This window comes from Clostridium sp. UBA3061 (assembly GCF_002367465.1).
In the GTDB taxonomy this organism is placed as follows: domain Bacteria; phylum Bacillota; class Clostridia; order Clostridiales; family Clostridiaceae; genus Clostridium_J; species Clostridium_J sulfidigenes.
The window spans coordinates 391,088-406,922 of record NZ_DFCF01000010.1; the positions used below are offsets into that span (position 1 = coordinate 391,088).

Consider the following 15,835-nt stretch of genomic DNA (forward strand, 5'->3'; position numbering starts at 1 on the left):
TATAAATGCTTATCTATCATCACCTTTCTTCTACAAAAATCATATAATATAATAAAACACTTAACAAATAATTGCATACCTTAATTATTCATACAATTGATTTTATTAAAATTTATATAATTAGAGGGAGGATTCTATCTATGAATTCAATGTCAAAAGGTTATTATGATCCTTGCAGAAAAGAAATTAAAGAGGACAAACATTGTCCAACTATTATAAAATGTGGTACCCCTAGTTCTACTACAGTACCTGCAGCTACTGTAGCAGGTACAACTTTTACCGTTAGTTCTGTTACTTTAGATAATTCTTGCTTATGTAACCCAACAACTAAGCTAGAATTTGCAAGTAATCTTGTTGCTCCAGTTGCTTTTACAGGAACTATAAACTTTCAAGTATTTAAACTATGTAGAGGTCAATTTACCCCTGTTCCTGTTGGTCCTGCATGGACATTTGATTTAGTTGCACTACTTGCATCAGAAACATTCTCATTCTTTGTTTGTGATTGTGATTCTTGCTTTGATGATTGCTGTACCTATACTGTAGTTGCAACTGTTACTAGTGCAGTTACTGTTGGTACTCTTAATATCAACAATGCAACACTTGGAGCAATATCAACATGCGGTAGAAATAACTGTTGCTAAAAGTTAGGCATATATGAAAATAATTTGGTTTAGCTAATTTAAAGTTAAGGACATTTAATTATTGTCCTTAACTTTTTTATTGCAAGCGGTTTTATTGTGGAAGAAGATAGCCATGATAGCAAATACTCCCTCTATTCCATCTAACATTGGAAATCAAAACCTCTTGGGCATAGAATTACAAAATGACCTACATCTAGTTGATGTAGGCCATTGCATTTATACCTTTAAACTTCCGTCTACTCTTTACTAGCTATTATTTGCTTTGCTACTTCATTTGCTGAAATCATTCCACTCTGTAAGGCTCCTTGTTGTGATGCATGTTTTTGTGATATATGCTCTCCTGCAAAAAATACTCTATTCCCCATTTCTGGAATAGTTACAGCATAGGAAAACAGTGTTTTTTCCTGGGGCTTAGATAGTGCTCCTGCTCCCCATATATACTGTACATCAGACCAAATTAATGACTTATAGTCAATAAAATTCTCATTAATATAATGAGGAGGAAGTTCATGCATTTTTTCTAGATATCTTATAACGTCGTTAACTTGCAACTCAGGGTTTTCATTGCCTAATCTCACCGCTTCATGACACCAGCTGTAACTAGCAAGCAATGCACCTGGTTCTTCTGGACTTGCATCAGGCTTTAGCGTCCATTTCCCATATTTATTCGATACTGGTTTCGCATGATCTGATGGATAGTAAACTGAAGTTAGTGGGAGGTCAGTAAAAGATCTTCCGCCTACTATTTTTTTGGATGCATTCCCCATCTCCCAAAACCTTTCCTTAATATATAAATATACCTTTTGCGCTGTTTCATAGTTCATTTCATTTATTGCCTGCATCTTTGTCACCGTAAAAAGAGGATTAATCTCAACCCTCCTCAAGCTTGGAAAAGGCACGGCACATATAACATAATCATATTCCTCTAAATTCTCTTTACTTGTTCCACACTCTGTATATTTAAGAAGAATTTTATCACCTGAAGATGAACTATATATGCCATCAACTGGAGAGCCCATTTTTATATCTACATGACCTAATTTATCTTTATCTATACCTTTATATACATCTTCTATTTCTATATTATCACAAAGTGCTCCATATATCGAAAGCGGTAAGTTAATCATGCCATCGTTAATACGGTAAGTGCACTCAGAATCAGCAGTATAATATTGCTGTAGGATTTCAGTGAGACTTAGCTTAAAAAACTGCTGACTACCATCTAAATAGCCTAACATTGATATCGCATCTTCACTAAACTCTGCATTTTCATAGGCTCTTCTATAACTTAGTTTATCTATGTCCTCTATACTCTTTAAGTATTCGGGTTTAGTTTCAACTAACTCCTTTCTTGCTTCTGATGTAAGAGAATCTAGATATTTTTGATAAAATTTTCTATAAAGTTGCGAACGAACTTTGCTTCTATCACTGTCTGTTAAGTGAAATCTAGGATATATATTCCTTGATATATATTTCCCTTTAGGATCGTTCACAGCCTTTTCACCTCTTACATAAAACAGAGCATTAGTGTTATTATTTACAAATGGGCTTGTGTTAAGCTTAAAAAGATTGATATAATGCCAGGTAGTCTCATGAGATACTGGTATACTCATTGGTCCTAATTCACCATAATATCTTTTATTTCTATCAAAATAATATGTGTATACCCTACCCCCAATTCTCTGACTTGCTTCAAATAAAGTAATGTTGCATCCTATCTTTCTGAGTTCAAAGGCTGCAGCTAGCCCTGCCTCTCCCGCACCAATTATCGCTACCTTAATATCTTTAGCATACCCTGTTGGACAAATGTTTGTTATATCTTTAGGTGGACTCATTAAATCAATTATATTATTTAGATCATCTAATCTATTCTGCATCTTTAGTATATATTCAAGCATCGTGTATCTTTCACAATCAGAAGGATTGTCTATTTGATAAAGAGAGTTTGAATTATTACAAGCATTCATAACTTTCACATCCTAATGTTTTTTATTACATATATAATTATATATGTACTGTATCTTCCATTTCACATTATTTTAATTTATAAATCATCTTAATTGCTTCTACTAATTTTTCTATATCCTCAAAAGTATTAAAATATCCCGGACTCACTCTCACCGTACCAGCATACTCTGTACCAATTACGCCATGTATTAAAGGTGCACAATGGTAGCCTGTCCGTAAAGCAATTTCGTTTTCATTTAATTGTTCACCGACAATCGAAGCGTCAATTCCATCTATATTTAAAGAAATTACTGCACTTCTTTGTTTTTTAGAATCACTTCCATAGATTTTTACATAAGAAAGTTTTTTTATCTCTTCTAACAAATACCCTGTTAATTCTTCTTCACATTTTCGTATATTATCTATTCCAATTCTCTTAATAAATTTTATACCTTCACATAACCCAGCAATGCCTGGTGTATTTAGTGTTCCACTTTCAAATTGATCCGGAATAAAGTCTGGTTGGACCATAAAGTGTGAGTTACTTCCTGTTCCACCTTCCTTAAAATTCCTTAGTTTAATACCATCTCTTATAAATAATCCCCCTGTTCCTTGAGGCCCCAATAATCCTTTATGTCCCGGAAAAGCTAATAGGTCAATATGATTATTTTCTACATCAATGGGAATCACTCCCGCACTTTGAGATGCATCTACCATAAATATAATCCCATTTTCCTTTGAAAGCCTTCCGATACTTTCGATATCCTGAATAGTACCTAGTACATTAGAAGAATGATTGATAATGATCATTTTAGTGCTTCCCTTGATCTCCTTTTTAATATCCTTAAAATTTACATAACCTGCTTTATCTACACCCACCAGAGTGATTTCAACTCCACCTTCATTTAATGAATGAAGTGGCCTTAAAACAGAATTGTGTTCAATTACTGTACTAATAACATGATCCCCTCTTTTTAAAGCTCCTTTAATTGATATATTTAGGGCTTCTGTAGCATTACTGGTAAAAATCAAATTTAAAGGACTAGGTATATTAAATAATTCACATATACCTACCCTTGTTTCCATGATTTTCAAAGCTGATTTCACTGACATATCATGAGAGCCTCGTCCTGGATTAGCACAGTAATTTTTCATGCAATTTAGCATTTCTTCATAAACTACTGGTGGTTTTGGAAAGGACGTAGCTGCATTATCCAAATAAATCATATAAACCTCCTTTTCTAATCACAATTCAAATAAATATATGACTTATCATTAAAGTAAGAAATACCTATGATGAAATCTAAAGTCATAAAGCTCTTGCTTATTATATATTATATTCAAACGGTTAAAGTTTCGTGATTGCTCATGAAAATATAAAGAATATAATTATTTCTAATAATGAAATATATCAATTATTCGCTAACCTATATATAAACATAACAAAATCCCGGCATGGAAAATTCACACTCCGAGACTTTGTTAATATTAATATCAGTAATTTAATTATTTATATATCAAAATTATCTAAACTAATCGATTTATATATGACTAATCTTTAGCAACAATTATTTCTACCACATGTTGATATTGCTCCAAGTGTTGCGTTGTTAATATTAAGAGTACCAACAGTAACTGCACTAGTAACCGTTGCAACTACAGTATAGGTACAGCAGTCATCAAAGCAAGAATCACAGTCACAAACGAAGAATGAGAATGTTTGTGATGAAAGTAGTGCTACTAAATCAAATGTCCATGAAGGTCCAACAGGAACTGGCGTAATCTGACCTTTACAAAGTTTAAATACTTGAAAGTTTAGTGTTCCTGTAAAAGCAACTGGAGCAACAAGATTACTTGCGAATTCTAACTTAGTTGTTGGGTTACACAAGCAAGAATTATCTAAAGTAACAGAGCTAACAGTAAATGTTGTGCCTGCTACAGTAGCTACAGGGATTGTGGTTGCGCTAGGAGTACCACATTTTATAATAGTTGCGCAATGTTTGTCCTTTTTAATCTCCTTTTTGCAAGGGTCATGCTTGCAAGGATCATGTTTGCAAGGATTATAACAATCTTTTGACATTGAATTCATAAATAGAATCCTCCTTTTAATTAAATAAATTTTAATAAAATCAATTGTATGAGTAATTTAGTGTATTATCCTATTTATTAAGTGTTTTTATTATAATATATGAGTTTATTAGGAAAAAGGTGATGATAGATAGAAATTTATTAAAAAATATAGCAATACACTTAAAACTATCATTACCTTTCATAACTACTGATTTTAGTTAAGTTACATTCCTCATTTACCTGTAAAAACCTTAAGTATTCTTTTTATTATAATAAACTCTATAATTTTTACTAATCGTACTCTTCATCATTATCGTCACAGTCTGGGAATAATGGGTCTAAGTTTTGCTCTGGATAGAACTTAGGAACTGGAGCTCTATCAAATCTTTCACATGGGTCTTCAGGCTCTTCTTCACATAATTCTTTTGGAACTGGACAGTAGTCATAAGCCGGTATGAGTAATTGTACAATAAGCTCACATTTTACAACAATGTAATAACCCAAAGTAATATCTAGAACATCATCTCCATTTGGATCTTGTAGTAACTCACCATCAAGAGCTTCAGCAACCATTTCAAGTTTTATAATATTAGAATCTAAATCTTGTGCTTGTTGAACAGGTACAAAACTAGCTGAAATTTGAGCTATTGAATCAGGACAGTAGAACTTCCCAATTACATCAGTTCTGTTAATTTCATATAATTCACTTTTAGTAATACCATTGCAATCAATATAATCAGCATAGAAAGAAATCATATAATTTAGAACTATTTTTTTGAATCCCCGCTTACCTTTAACTGGTATCTTATCTACAGATATCAGTGTTACATTGAAGTCTCTACTTCCAATATATCTCTTAGGATCAATAAGTGGATCGCTTCTTAATTCACAATCTGTTGTATTCGTGTCAGGACCTTCACCATATACAAGGCATCTTTTAATTAAGCATTGATCAAAAATCTTTGGTACTTCAATACAAACTAACTCTGAAGGATCAGGTAAACGTCCTTGCTTATTTACAAGACCTGGACGTGGTATGAATTTCTTAAAGTTAATGGACATAAATTCTCCTCCTTTTGAAAAACTGTAATAAAATTTAATCTATTTTATACTTTCAATACATCATATGCTAGAATAGAAAATTGGTGATGATTAAACCGTATATTATATTACATAAATAACCTAAATTAATAATGACTTATAAAAAAATATTATTATTTAGATTATAATATGGAATCTCTATGATAAAATATAATTATAAAACTAAGGAGAATAAAAATGGAAATAAATAATGTAATTAAAGAAAAACTTTCTATATTAGCAGAGCCTAAATATCAAAAATTTTCTAGTGGCTTATTACCTGGTATTCACAACATCCTAGGTGTTCGTTTACCTGAACTTCGAAAAATTGCTAAAAAACTTGCAAAAGATGATTGGCAAGGCTATTTGCAAAATGCATCAGATGACAGTTTTGAAGAGATTATGCTTCAAGGGATGACCATTGGTTATGTAAAATCTGAGCTTTCTGATATATTGCCATACATCACAAGCTTTGTTAGTAAAATTGATAATTGGTCCGTATGCGATAGCTTTTGTAGTGGATTAAAACTTCCTAAACAATATCCAAAGGAAATGTGGGAATACTTGATGCCCTATATTCTAGATACCCATGAGTATCATATACGTTTTGGAGTAGTCATGCTTCTTTTCTATTATATAGATGATAATCATATTGATGAAATATTAAAGCTATTGGATGGCATTAAACATTCGGGTTATTATGTTAAAATGTCAGTGGCTTGGGCCATATCTATCTGTTATATAAAATTTCCAGAGAAAACAATAAAATTTCTTAAAAATAATACTTTGGATGATATGACCTATAACAAAGCTTTACAAAAAATTACTGAATCATTACAAATAGATAAGGATACTAAATGCGTAATGAGAAATATGAAACGAAAATAAACAGAGTTCTTTGCTTCAGAGGGAGTTTTTACTCCCTCTGAAGCTTTAGAAATCGTTATCCAGGGACGTAGCAGCTCTTTACTCCCCCACTTTGAAGAAGATGGGAAAATTAGAGCTGGTAGTCATCGGATAAATCAAAAAAGTGCCCTCTAACAGTTCATAAACTGCTACAGGGCACTTTTAAACAACTTCTTCATGTTAAGGGTTTCTGTGATGCGTTCCTCTGATTGTGCACATTTAAAATTTATCTATCATTTATATCTTTATTAATTGGTCTTCTCATAGATAATAACATTGGTGTAAAATACTTTTTCCAAAACTTATTACCATATAGATTTGCTGTTTCAAAATCAACATGAATATATGGTACATTAAAATCTTTGCAATAATCATTGACGATTTTCAATAGCTCAATACCTATTTTTTTATTTCTATATTCTAATTTTATATAAGCACCAATTTCGTCGATTAAACCACATTTTTTTATAGACATATCTATAAAGTTATTGTTATCAGCAATACTTAAATTAATAAATCCCACCGGAATATCTTCGTGCCATGCAATAAACACATTTCTTTTTAATATTATTTCTTCAATCTCTTCTTTAGTAAACCTGTCTCTCTTAAGAAATAATGGTGCAGACGCATAATATTCATTGGATTCTTCTACAAGCTCATATAAAACATTAGCATTTTCCATGGTAGCTTTTCTAATATCACACATAGATTTTTCACCAGACTCAATATTACAATCATTAAATGCATCTATCAAATATGACCCATATCCTAAATCAAACAATATGTTTTTTAAATTTATATCATTAAAAAATATTGTCCACATATGATTAAAAATATTTTTATTAATCCATTCCTGTGATATACTTTTATATAATTTTAAATATACACTTTCTTTGTATTCTTCAATAGCAGAATGTCCTATTGCTGGACAAAACACTGTATTCTCTCCATTGAAAGGAAATTCATCATATGCCAAGAATCCAACTACCCTGTTGTCTAACTTTGCTACAACTGCACTTTGATTTTTAATTCTTTCAACAAGAAACTTTTCTAATAATTCTGTATCTTGTTTCCAATGTAATGGAAATTCACTATTATCACAATATAGTTCAAATTGTCTAACCCATATCTTTTTCGCCTTATTTATATCTGAGTCTTCCATATTGGTTACTTCTATCTCTCTAATCATTTTTTTATCTCCTTTTCTATTTTGGTATTGTTTATATCATTTTGAAACTTCCTTCTATAATCATCTATATGCTGTCCAGCTTTTTCATTTTTTCTCTTTCTCATCTCTCTTGCTACAATACTTTTATTAAGATTATTTGCCACTGCGGCCTCTGAGAAAGAGTACCCCTCTTCTACCATGTCTAGTGCTCTTTTAAGTTCCGCATCTGTATATTTTCTATTCATATATAGCCTCCACATTATTTTTTCCTTAAAAATGGACATAAAGATACCGCAGACAATCAACCCTTTGTACTTGGCTACTATCTACGGCTACAAAAAACACGACCTTCCTGTCGCGTTACTTATCCTTTATAGGCAGTATTATGAAAGGTTAACTACTCCCGCAAAAATGCAACACAAATAATAGACTATGTCTAAAGTTACATTTAAGCCCATTTTAAGTTTTATACTAAAATCACCCTTTTACTTGTATTCATTAAAAACATCTCCTTTCATAAAATATTATTAGTAAATAACTGTTTACCTTGATAATTATACTTTTTTATGAATATTTTGTCAATTGCAAAATAACAACTAAAGATGTAATCAAAGTAACACCCTTATTCTATATTAACGTTGTTGCATATATAAGGTATTGGGATAGAATCCAAGTTTCTTATAAAACCCTATGGTAGTTTCATTCTCTTGTGATACCGTTACCCCAATTACTTTGCAATTATTTTCTTTCAACCACTCCATATGCTTAATTACAAGTTTCTTACCAATGCCACTTCCTCTATTATGCGCATCAACGTGAAGTGAATCAATTTCTCCTTTTCCATCAATTATCGTTGATATACAATATCCAATATATCCATCATCACTTTTGGCAACAGTAATTTTTATTGTCTGGCTCTCAAAATCTTTGATTCTCTCCTCAAAGCTAATAAACCTATAGGATTCCTTAAAGTATTCTGAAGTATTTTCATGATACTGTCTGTTTTTTTCCCATAAGTTCTTGATAACTTCAACCTCATCATAAGAAATATCAAAAATTTCATTCATATTTATCGCTTCCTTTCAATAGTCTTAATATAAGCATATCAATGTTCCAAATATATACAAGCAATTATGGAGCCGGTCCCCAGAATGTCCCTTGAATATTTCTTTACTTATGTAGACAAGTAGTCCTTTATATTGAGCTGCTGTCTACAGATATACCAAAACACGCCCCTCCTAATTATACTTTTTATGAATACGTCTAAACATTGAAATAACAACTAAAGATCCAATCAAATATAAATACTTACATTTTTCTTGTGATATAATAAATATATACAAAAATAAAGTAACATCTGTTAATATAAATTATTAGAGTGACTGTATAAAATTTAAGAATATAATTCCTTTAACCATACTAATTTAAAATAAGGAGTGACTTTATAAATGTATGAAAATGATAAAAACAGCCTTACAAGCAGTAGCTTCTATATTTAAAGGGAAAAGTGCTATAGAAAGTAGTATTGATGAAAACAGTGATGATATTACTATTGCAGAAGACCAGCTACTGGAAATAATGATTAGAAAATATATAATTGAAGGTGAAATCAATAAAGCTGAAAATATGCTGTTTGAAGCTATCAATTCTCATAAATCCCCTAGAAACTTAGAACTAGCACTATTCTTTTATGAAGAAATAAGTAAATGGACTGAAGATAAACTCATCAGTTGTAATTTCTCAAAAATAGAAATATTAGAAGGTTTAAATACTGTAAAAAGAATATATAAAAGAAGTTAATAATCAAAACTTCTAAATAAGATTTACAAAATCAGAGAATATACACTAAATTTTTGGACATACGTACCCTCTCATCAATCAAAATGAGAGTAGATAAATTTGTGTTTACACAAACTTATCTACTCTCCCTTTTTATCTATTTAACTTAATTCATCTATTATTTTCTTAGCTTCTTTATTGTTAGGATTCAACTCAAAAGATTTCTTATAACTCGCTAAAGCTTGCTTCTTATTACCTTGACATAAGTACATTTCTACTAAACTATCCTAAAGGTTAGCTGATCCTGGAAATATTTTTATTGATAAATTGAGCACATCTATTGCCTCTTTAATTCTTTTTCTCTCCAACAAGTTATAAGCAATAGCGTTAAATTCATCCTCATACACAAGATATTTTTCAATGGAATTTTCCTTTATTGTATAATACTCCTGTAATGCAATTTCAGAATTATTATTAAACATTGTTCTTACTATATGACTAGCAAGTGATCTTTTTATATATTCAACTTCTTCTCCTAAAAGTATATCTAAAATACTCTCGCATAAAACTTTAGTTCCAATATAATCTGAATTAATCATAACAACAACTGCAATACCTCTCTCTGGTAATATTATTAAATTGCTTCTAAATCCTGTATCCATACCACTGTGAGATCTCACTTTATTTTCTTTATATTCTCCCAAAAACCATGCCAATCCAATTTCCGAAGTATAACCACCCCAACCTGTTAAGGCATATTTTCTCCAAAGTTCTAAATAACTATGGGCTTCTAATATTTTATTTCCTTTAAATTTTCCGACCTTCATATTAGCAATAGCGTAGTTGCACATTTCAACTACATTAGAATACAACGTAGAGCTTGGACCATGTGCACGATTATAAGGAAAAACTTCACTAACCGTGGCACCATAGCCATTCTTGATATCTAAGACATGAGGACTTGTAAGTAGCTCCTTTGAAACTAAAGGTTTGAAAAAATTGCTTTCTTTCATTTGTACAACATTGAGAATATTTTCTTTCATATATTTCTCAAAAGACATACCTGAAACTTTTTCAATAACATTTCCCAAAATCTCATAAGCAATATTACTATAGGCAAATTTTTCTCCTGGCTTCCACATAAGTTCTCTTCCACTAATGCTTCTAACGTACCTCTCTAAAGCATCTTCATTATATTGAGGCTTATTCCATTCATAATCCTCTTCATCTGGCATACCTGATACATGAGTTAACAATTGCCTTATAGTTATTTTTTTATATCTATCTCCAAAAATTATAATTTTTACACTAACTTGTGAACTTCCTCTTCTGTTAGCATTCGATACTGGCCTTTTTCAAGGGTTTCATCTAAGGTTAACTCCCCAATAGAAATCCTCTTTAAATATACCACATAACAACCAACTGCCTTTAACATACGCTTAACTTGATGTTTACGTCCCTCAGAAATTGTAAGATATCCACAGACAATAGGCTGATTATAATGTTTTGATTCTATATTATAGAACTTTCCAATATCAGTTTCCTGTTCTAACTCTTCATAGTTCCCACATTTCACCACTTCAATTTTAGCAGGCTTTGTTAATGCTTCACCTTCTCCAATGGAAATTCCATTCTCTAATCTATCTCTATCTTCGTCATCTAATGAACCCAATGCCCAAAAGAAATATTTCTTTTCGACATGCCCTTCCGGACACATTAATTGATGATCAAAATCACCATCGTTGGTAAAAAGCAATAATCCTTCTGTATCTTTATCTAATCTTCCAACATGAAATATCCCATTTATATTATCCTCATGAAAAAAATCAAAGACTGTTTTATTATCAGCATCCTTTCTTGCAGTAATACATCCTGTAGGTTTATGAAACATATAATACACCTTTTCTCTATAATCAACTACTTTATCAAGATACTCAATGATATCGGTACTCTCCTTAATTTCCATTGCAGGCTCTGTTATCACTTCCCCATTTACTTTAACCTTACCTTCTTTAATATAATCCCTACTCTTTTTACGTGTCTCAACGAATGACCCTGCTAAAAATTTATCTAATCTCATATTTACCCTCTTCTTTTCATCAGTAAAATAATTTTAGTTCTCTTATCCTAAGTAAAATAGTAACTATAATAATATATACTACTTTCATCTATGAGTAAAGATGTTCATTTATTAATAAGGTAGTATTTTGATACAGATAATATAAACATAAACAGATTTCTAACCTTCAGAGGGAGTTTTTTACTCCCTCTGAAGGTTAGAAATCGTTATCCAGGGTCGTAACCGCTCTTTACTCCCACTTTGAAGAAGATGGGAGTATTAGAGCGGGTAGTCATCGGATAAAAATGGACTAAGGTAATAATAAATCATGTCTTAATCCATTATTTTAAATAAACATGCCTTATCAAAACATTTTTCTTCCATTTAATAGGAATTAAATTGTGGTATTCAATTACAATACAAACTAATGAATATTTATCTATTCTTAAAAACAGGCCCAAAACCTCTCTTAGTAGATTTTAGGCCTGTTTAATATTATCAAGTAATAAAAGCTTTTACACTTATATTCATTTAGCAATGTTACACTTTTATATTTATATTATTTAATAATTATAGTGCTGCAATTTTTACCTGTTGTTCTTGTAGGACTTTTAGTGTTAAATTCACTACTATTTTTTCTGTGAATCCAGTAAATATTTGTTCTGCAGGAACTATGCAACTTATAGTTGGATTTATATGAATATCAACCTCAGCAATATCTGCTCTTACTAATTCAGTAAAAGGTTTTTCATTAAAGAATTCTGTAGAGAAAAAACTCTGACCACAAGGATTATGTCCAATTACGGGATCTGAACAAGCATTGCAACCTTGAAGTTTATCTGTAAAAAATTCTAATTCACTCTGAATGTCATTTTCAATAAAAATCGGTTCTCTAATAAAATTAATTCTTGTTGTAAAATTGAAAGGAACTTCAACTGTGCAACATCTTATATCTCCACAAACATTTGGACTTTCAATTATACTACAAGTTTTGGTTGCATACTCAATATTTTTTCTTATAAACCCCTCTATAAATAGTATTCCAGTATCAGGTGCACACTCTTGAAAAAATGGAATAATACGAGATTGAGTTAAAAATACATTTTTTTTAATTCGTTTAATTTCCATAGCTGGTTGGTCTAATGTGATAGTAGCTTCAACAGGAATTGTTATGTTTATCTCTGCTAATACAACTGGAATCTTAACAAATACAGGTCCAGATTTAATAACAACAGGTGTTACAGGGATTTGTTTAGTTAATGATTGTACTTTAGACGTAATAGTTGCACAAGGATCTGCTACACATTCATAATCACTTGTATTTTTTGGGCTATCATTCATTATAAGATTTCCTCCTTATCTATCTAATTGTTAGTGTAAAGTTTTTTACACTAATTCTTTTTTAAAATTATATATATCAATGCCCCCTTTTTTTCTGTTATAATTGAATCGCAAAGCCAATCAAAACATCCAAAGGAAAAACATTGCTATGGATTCATGATATAAAGATATCTCATGCTTCCGATGAAGCTTATATTAAGTATTGTAATGCTTGATAAAGATAATATTTCTCTTAAAAACAGACCCAAAACCTCTCTTAGTAAGCTTTAGGTCTGCAATATATCATTTAAATAAGATTAATTTTTCAATTTAATTCCTGCATGTTGCTTGTGTTGCTTCTGTTGCTGTAATTTCTACCTGTTGTTCTTGTAATACTTTTAGTGTTAAATTTACTACTACTTTTTCTGTAAGTTGAGTAAATACTTGCTCTGTAGGAACTGCGCAATTTATAGTTGGATTTGTGTGAATATCAACTTCAGCAATATCCGCTCTTACTAATTCAGTAAAAGGTTTTTCGTTAAAGAACTCTGTAAAGAAGGAGCTCTGATCGCAAGGATTACGTCCAATTACTCTATCTGAACAAGCATCGCAACCTTGAAGTTTATCTGTAAAAAATTCTAATTCACTCGGAATGCTATTTTCAATAAAAATTGGTGGTCTAAGGAAAGCAATTCTTGTTGTGAAATTAAAAGGTACTTCAACTGTACAATGTCTTATATCTCCACAAACATTTGGAGTTCCAGCTGTCCTACAAGTTTTAGTTGCATACTCGATATTCTTTCTTATAAAACCTGCTATAAATAGTATTCCAGTATTAAATTGATCATCTTGAGAAAATGGAATAATACGGGATTGAGTTAAATATACATTCTTTCTAATTCGTTTAATTTCTATAGCTGGTTGGTCTAGTGTGATAGTAGCTTCAACCGGAATGGTTATATTTACTTCTGCTAACACAACTGGAATCTTAACAAATGCAGGTCCAGGTGCAATAACAATCGGAGTTACAGGAAGTTGTTCAGTTAGTGATTGTACTTGGGTAGTAACAGTTGCACAAGAATCTGTTGCACAAGAGTTTCCTACACATCTATTGTTATTTGCATTTATTTTATTGTCATTCATAATAACATTTCCCCCATTTTTATCTAATTAAACTATAGTTAGTGAGACCTTATACTATATAATATATGAATTTCTACTTTTTGTTCATATATAAATAAAAAAGTTTCTTTTATTTAGTAAATGCAATCATAAGCCTGTTGAAGAAACTTTAGAGTATCTAAAATAAATAAACAATATCCTCTTTAAAAATTTATTTGCATAAACTCAACCCTTAAAATAAATAAAAAACTAGGTTTCCCTAGTCTTTTATTTATATTTGTTTCAATTCATATACCTTTAGATTTATATCATAAATTAAATACTATTTTAAGTTAAATTGAGCTTTCATTTCTAGTTTTCCATCTGAAAAAGTAAAGTTAGCGTTTGAGCCATCTTTATTTATCCATGCATAGATTATAGCTTCCATATCCATAATTTTTGTTTGAGAAAGTATTTGTCCCTCACCTAATATACCTTTAACTTCATCATATGTCATTCCTTCTTTAACCTGATTATACTTGTCTAATGTTATTTTTGCATCCATACTTTCTAATCCAGCTTGAGCCTTTGCCGTAACTTCATCATTTTGCATGGTAATGGTCAAATTACTTATACCAGAACCATTCCAAGAATATAGATTGGTTTTAATCCCAGCTACCTCAGATGAACTTTCTTCTTTTCCATCTCCAAGTATATTTTTGACCTCATCATATTTAGCACCCATATTTATTTTCAAAAAATTCTCATAGGTAACTTTTGTGTCTGTTTTCTTTTCCTCTGTAACTGCTGGCGAATTACTTGCTGTATCATTTTGTGTCTCTACAGTTTTAGAGCTACATCCTACTAATCCTAAAATTAATAATCCACCAGTAATCATTGATAGTATTTTTCTCATCATTTCTCCCCCTTATTAGTTAAGTCCTTTATAATTGTATAATAATATAGGTCTTCTTACAATCACTTACATATAATGAGTAAAACTTATATAAATGAAAAAAAGAGACTAGATTTCTCTAATCTCCATATAGCTAACTGATAATATTGACCTTATTTCTGTTATAAAACATCATTATACTTCTCAAAATAACAGATATCTTGGTGTCTTATTTACATACTCACTATATTCCTTTTTAAATACTTCTTCCATATGATTTTCTTCTTGAAGTATTTGTAGATGTATACCAACTACAACTAATAAACCTACAATTACGATAATAAGATTTGCATAGGTAATTGCAGCTCCAATAAACATCAAGTCCATTCCAACAAAGGCTGGATTCCTACTGAATCTATAAAGTCCTGAAGTTATAAGTGATGTTTTTGTTGATTTATCTATACCTGCTCTCCAAGAAGTTTTCATGAAAACCATAGCCAATATAAAGAGTGAAACTCCTATTAATGTAATGACTACTCCAATAATGCTTACTGTAAAGCCTTTACCAAGTCCAACAAACCACTTTTCTGTAAATGATGGAAATAAAGCACTAATAGTCCAAATCCCTATCCCTGCAAAAGTCATTGCTTTTAGAAACCTTTCAATAATAAGACTTTCTTTACTTTTAGTACCTTTACCAAAAACATTAGCTTTAATGTTGTTTTTCTTTGATAATATTATTAGTTTACCTATATATGAAATACCAAATATACATAGTAATGCAAATGAAACTATCTCTATTAACCCCATAATTATTCCCACCTTTAAAATTACTTTTTACTAATATTATTTATATGAATACTTATTCA

General features: G+C 30.7%; 16 protein-coding genes. 3 read left to right on the plus strand and 13 right to left on the minus strand.

Annotation, left to right across the window (positions count from 1 at the left end):
- Positions 1–140 precede the first annotated feature (140 nt).
- Positions 141–641 (plus strand): DUF4489 domain-containing protein, encoded by a 501-nt coding sequence (locus B2P65_RS09415; RefSeq protein ID WP_346846443.1) that lies wholly within the window; start codon positions 141–143, stop codon positions 639–641.
- Positions 642–877: 236 nt separating this feature from the next.
- On the opposite strand, the gene B2P65_RS09420 is transcribed toward B2P65_RS09415, so the two are convergent.
- The 4 genes from B2P65_RS09420 to B2P65_RS09435 form a co-directional block, all read right to left on the minus strand.
- Positions 878–2,608, minus strand: a complete 1,731-nt coding sequence (locus tag B2P65_RS09420; RefSeq protein ID WP_346846442.1) for an NAD(P)/FAD-dependent oxidoreductase — start codon at positions 2,606–2,608, stop codon at positions 878–880.
- A 67-nt stretch (positions 2,609–2,675) separates the two neighbouring features.
- Entirely contained in the window at positions 2,676–3,815 is a 1,140-nt protein-coding gene (locus tag B2P65_RS09425) for an aminotransferase class V-fold PLP-dependent enzyme (RefSeq protein ID WP_346846441.1), read from the minus strand.
- Positions 3,816–4,146: 331 nt separating this feature from the next.
- Positions 4,147–4,677, minus strand: a complete 531-nt coding sequence (locus B2P65_RS09430; protein WP_346880043.1) for a DUF4489 domain-containing protein — start codon at positions 4,675–4,677, stop codon at positions 4,147–4,149.
- Positions 4,678–4,949: 272 nt separating this feature from the next.
- Complete coding sequence (locus B2P65_RS09435; protein ID WP_346846439.1) at positions 4,950–5,720, minus strand: hypothetical protein; 771 nt, start codon at positions 5,718–5,720, stop codon at positions 4,950–4,952.
- Between the two features lie 222 nt (positions 5,721–5,942).
- Between B2P65_RS09435 and B2P65_RS09440 the strand changes: the two genes are divergently transcribed.
- Positions 5,943–6,626, plus strand: a complete 684-nt coding sequence (locus tag B2P65_RS09440) for a DNA alkylation repair protein (protein ID WP_346846896.1) — start codon at positions 5,943–5,945, stop codon at positions 6,624–6,626.
- A gap of 244 nt (positions 6,627–6,870) precedes the next feature.
- Here the strand turns inward: B2P65_RS09440 and B2P65_RS09445 are convergent, their stop codons facing one another.
- The 3 genes from B2P65_RS09445 to B2P65_RS09455 all read right to left on the minus strand — a co-directional run bounded on the left by B2P65_RS09445 (position 6,871) and on the right by B2P65_RS09455 (position 8,879).
- Positions 6,871–7,833, minus strand: a complete 963-nt coding sequence (locus B2P65_RS09445) for a GNAT family N-acetyltransferase (RefSeq protein WP_346880044.1) — start codon at positions 7,831–7,833, stop codon at positions 6,871–6,873.
- Positions 7,830–8,057: a hypothetical protein gene (locus B2P65_RS09450; RefSeq protein WP_346880045.1), complete on the minus strand. Its 228-nt coding sequence runs from the start codon at positions 8,055–8,057 to the stop codon at positions 7,830–7,832. The genes B2P65_RS09445 and B2P65_RS09450 overlap by 4 nt, the downstream gene beginning before the upstream one ends.
- Positions 8,058–8,444: 387 nt before the next feature.
- Positions 8,445–8,879 (minus strand): GNAT family N-acetyltransferase, encoded by a 435-nt coding sequence (locus B2P65_RS09455; RefSeq protein WP_346879237.1) that lies wholly within the window; start codon positions 8,877–8,879, stop codon positions 8,445–8,447.
- A gap of 385 nt (positions 8,880–9,264) precedes the next feature.
- Here B2P65_RS09455 and B2P65_RS09460 point away from each other — a divergent pair, with 385 nt between their 5' ends.
- Positions 9,265–9,612, plus strand: coding sequence for a DUF6483 family protein (locus B2P65_RS09460; RefSeq protein ID WP_346880046.1), 348 nt, complete (start codon positions 9,265–9,267; stop codon positions 9,610–9,612).
- Positions 9,613–9,878: 266 nt separating this feature from the next.
- Here B2P65_RS09460 and B2P65_RS09465 read toward each other — a convergent pair whose 3' ends face one another.
- From B2P65_RS09465 to B2P65_RS09490, 6 genes are all read right to left on the minus strand, one after another.
- Positions 9,879–10,892, minus strand: coding sequence for a serine hydrolase domain-containing protein (locus B2P65_RS09465; protein ID WP_346880111.1), 1,014 nt, complete (start codon positions 10,890–10,892; stop codon positions 9,879–9,881).
- Between the two features lie 2 nt (positions 10,893–10,894).
- The gene (locus tag B2P65_RS09470) at positions 10,895–11,671 is read right to left on the minus strand and encodes a pseudouridine synthase (RefSeq protein ID WP_346880047.1); all 777 of its coding nucleotides are present in this window, start codon (positions 11,669–11,671) and stop codon (positions 10,895–10,897) included.
- A gap of 549 nt (positions 11,672–12,220) precedes the next feature.
- A complete protein-coding gene (locus tag B2P65_RS09475; protein ID WP_346846433.1) occupies positions 12,221–12,991 on the minus strand; it encodes a CsxC family protein in 771 nt (256 codons plus the stop codon).
- Positions 12,992–13,300: 309 nt separating this feature from the next.
- Positions 13,301–14,113, minus strand: coding sequence for a CsxC family protein (locus B2P65_RS09480; RefSeq protein WP_346846432.1), 813 nt, complete (start codon positions 14,111–14,113; stop codon positions 13,301–13,303).
- A 301-nt stretch (positions 14,114–14,414) separates the two neighbouring features.
- The gene (locus tag B2P65_RS09485) at positions 14,415–14,987 is read right to left on the minus strand and encodes a DUF3862 domain-containing protein (protein ID WP_346880048.1); all 573 of its coding nucleotides are present in this window, start codon (positions 14,985–14,987) and stop codon (positions 14,415–14,417) included.
- Positions 14,988–15,170: 183 nt separating this feature from the next.
- Complete coding sequence (locus B2P65_RS09490; protein ID WP_346877023.1) at positions 15,171–15,776, minus strand: isoprenylcysteine carboxylmethyltransferase family protein; 606 nt, start codon at positions 15,774–15,776, stop codon at positions 15,171–15,173.
- Positions 15,777–15,835: the final 59 nt, after the last annotated feature.

Coding starts and splice junctions, on each gene's coding strand:
- B2P65_RS09415 (WP_346846443.1), top strand. CDS start 141: ATGAATTCAATGTCAAAAGGTTATTATGATCCTTGCAGAAAAGAAATT.
- B2P65_RS09420 (WP_346846442.1), bottom strand. CDS start 2,608: ATGAATGCTTGTAATAATTCAAACTCTCTTTATCAAATAGACAATCCT.
- B2P65_RS09425 (WP_346846441.1), bottom strand. CDS start 3,815: ATGATTTATTTGGATAATGCAGCTACGTCCTTTCCAAAACCACCAGTA.
- B2P65_RS09430 (WP_346880043.1), bottom strand. CDS start 4,677: ATGAATTCAATGTCAAAAGATTGTTATAATCCTTGCAAACATGATCCT.
- B2P65_RS09435 (WP_346846439.1), bottom strand. CDS start 5,720: ATGTCCATTAACTTTAAGAAATTCATACCACGTCCAGGTCTTGTAAAT.
- B2P65_RS09445 (WP_346880044.1), bottom strand. CDS start 7,833: ATGATTAGAGAGATAGAAGTAACCAATATGGAAGACTCAGATATAAAT.
- B2P65_RS09450 (WP_346880045.1), bottom strand. CDS start 8,057: ATGAATAGAAAATATACAGATGCGGAACTTAAAAGAGCACTAGACATG.
- B2P65_RS09455 (WP_346879237.1), bottom strand. CDS start 8,879: ATGAATGAAATTTTTGATATTTCTTATGATGAGGTTGAAGTTATCAAG.
- B2P65_RS09460 (WP_346880046.1), top strand. CDS start 9,265: ATGAAAATGATAAAAACAGCCTTACAAGCAGTAGCTTCTATATTTAAA.
- B2P65_RS09470 (WP_346880047.1), bottom strand. CDS start 11,671: ATGAGATTAGATAAATTTTTAGCAGGGTCATTCGTTGAGACACGTAAA.
- B2P65_RS09475 (WP_346846433.1), bottom strand. CDS start 12,991: ATGAATGATAGCCCAAAAAATACAAGTGATTATGAATGTGTAGCAGAT.
- B2P65_RS09480 (WP_346846432.1), bottom strand. CDS start 14,113: ATGAATGACAATAAAATAAATGCAAATAACAATAGATGTGTAGGAAAC.
- B2P65_RS09485 (WP_346880048.1), bottom strand. CDS start 14,987: ATGAGAAAAATACTATCAATGATTACTGGTGGATTATTAATTTTAGGA.
- B2P65_RS09490 (WP_346877023.1), bottom strand. CDS start 15,776: ATGGGGTTAATAGAGATAGTTTCATTTGCATTACTATGTATATTTGGT.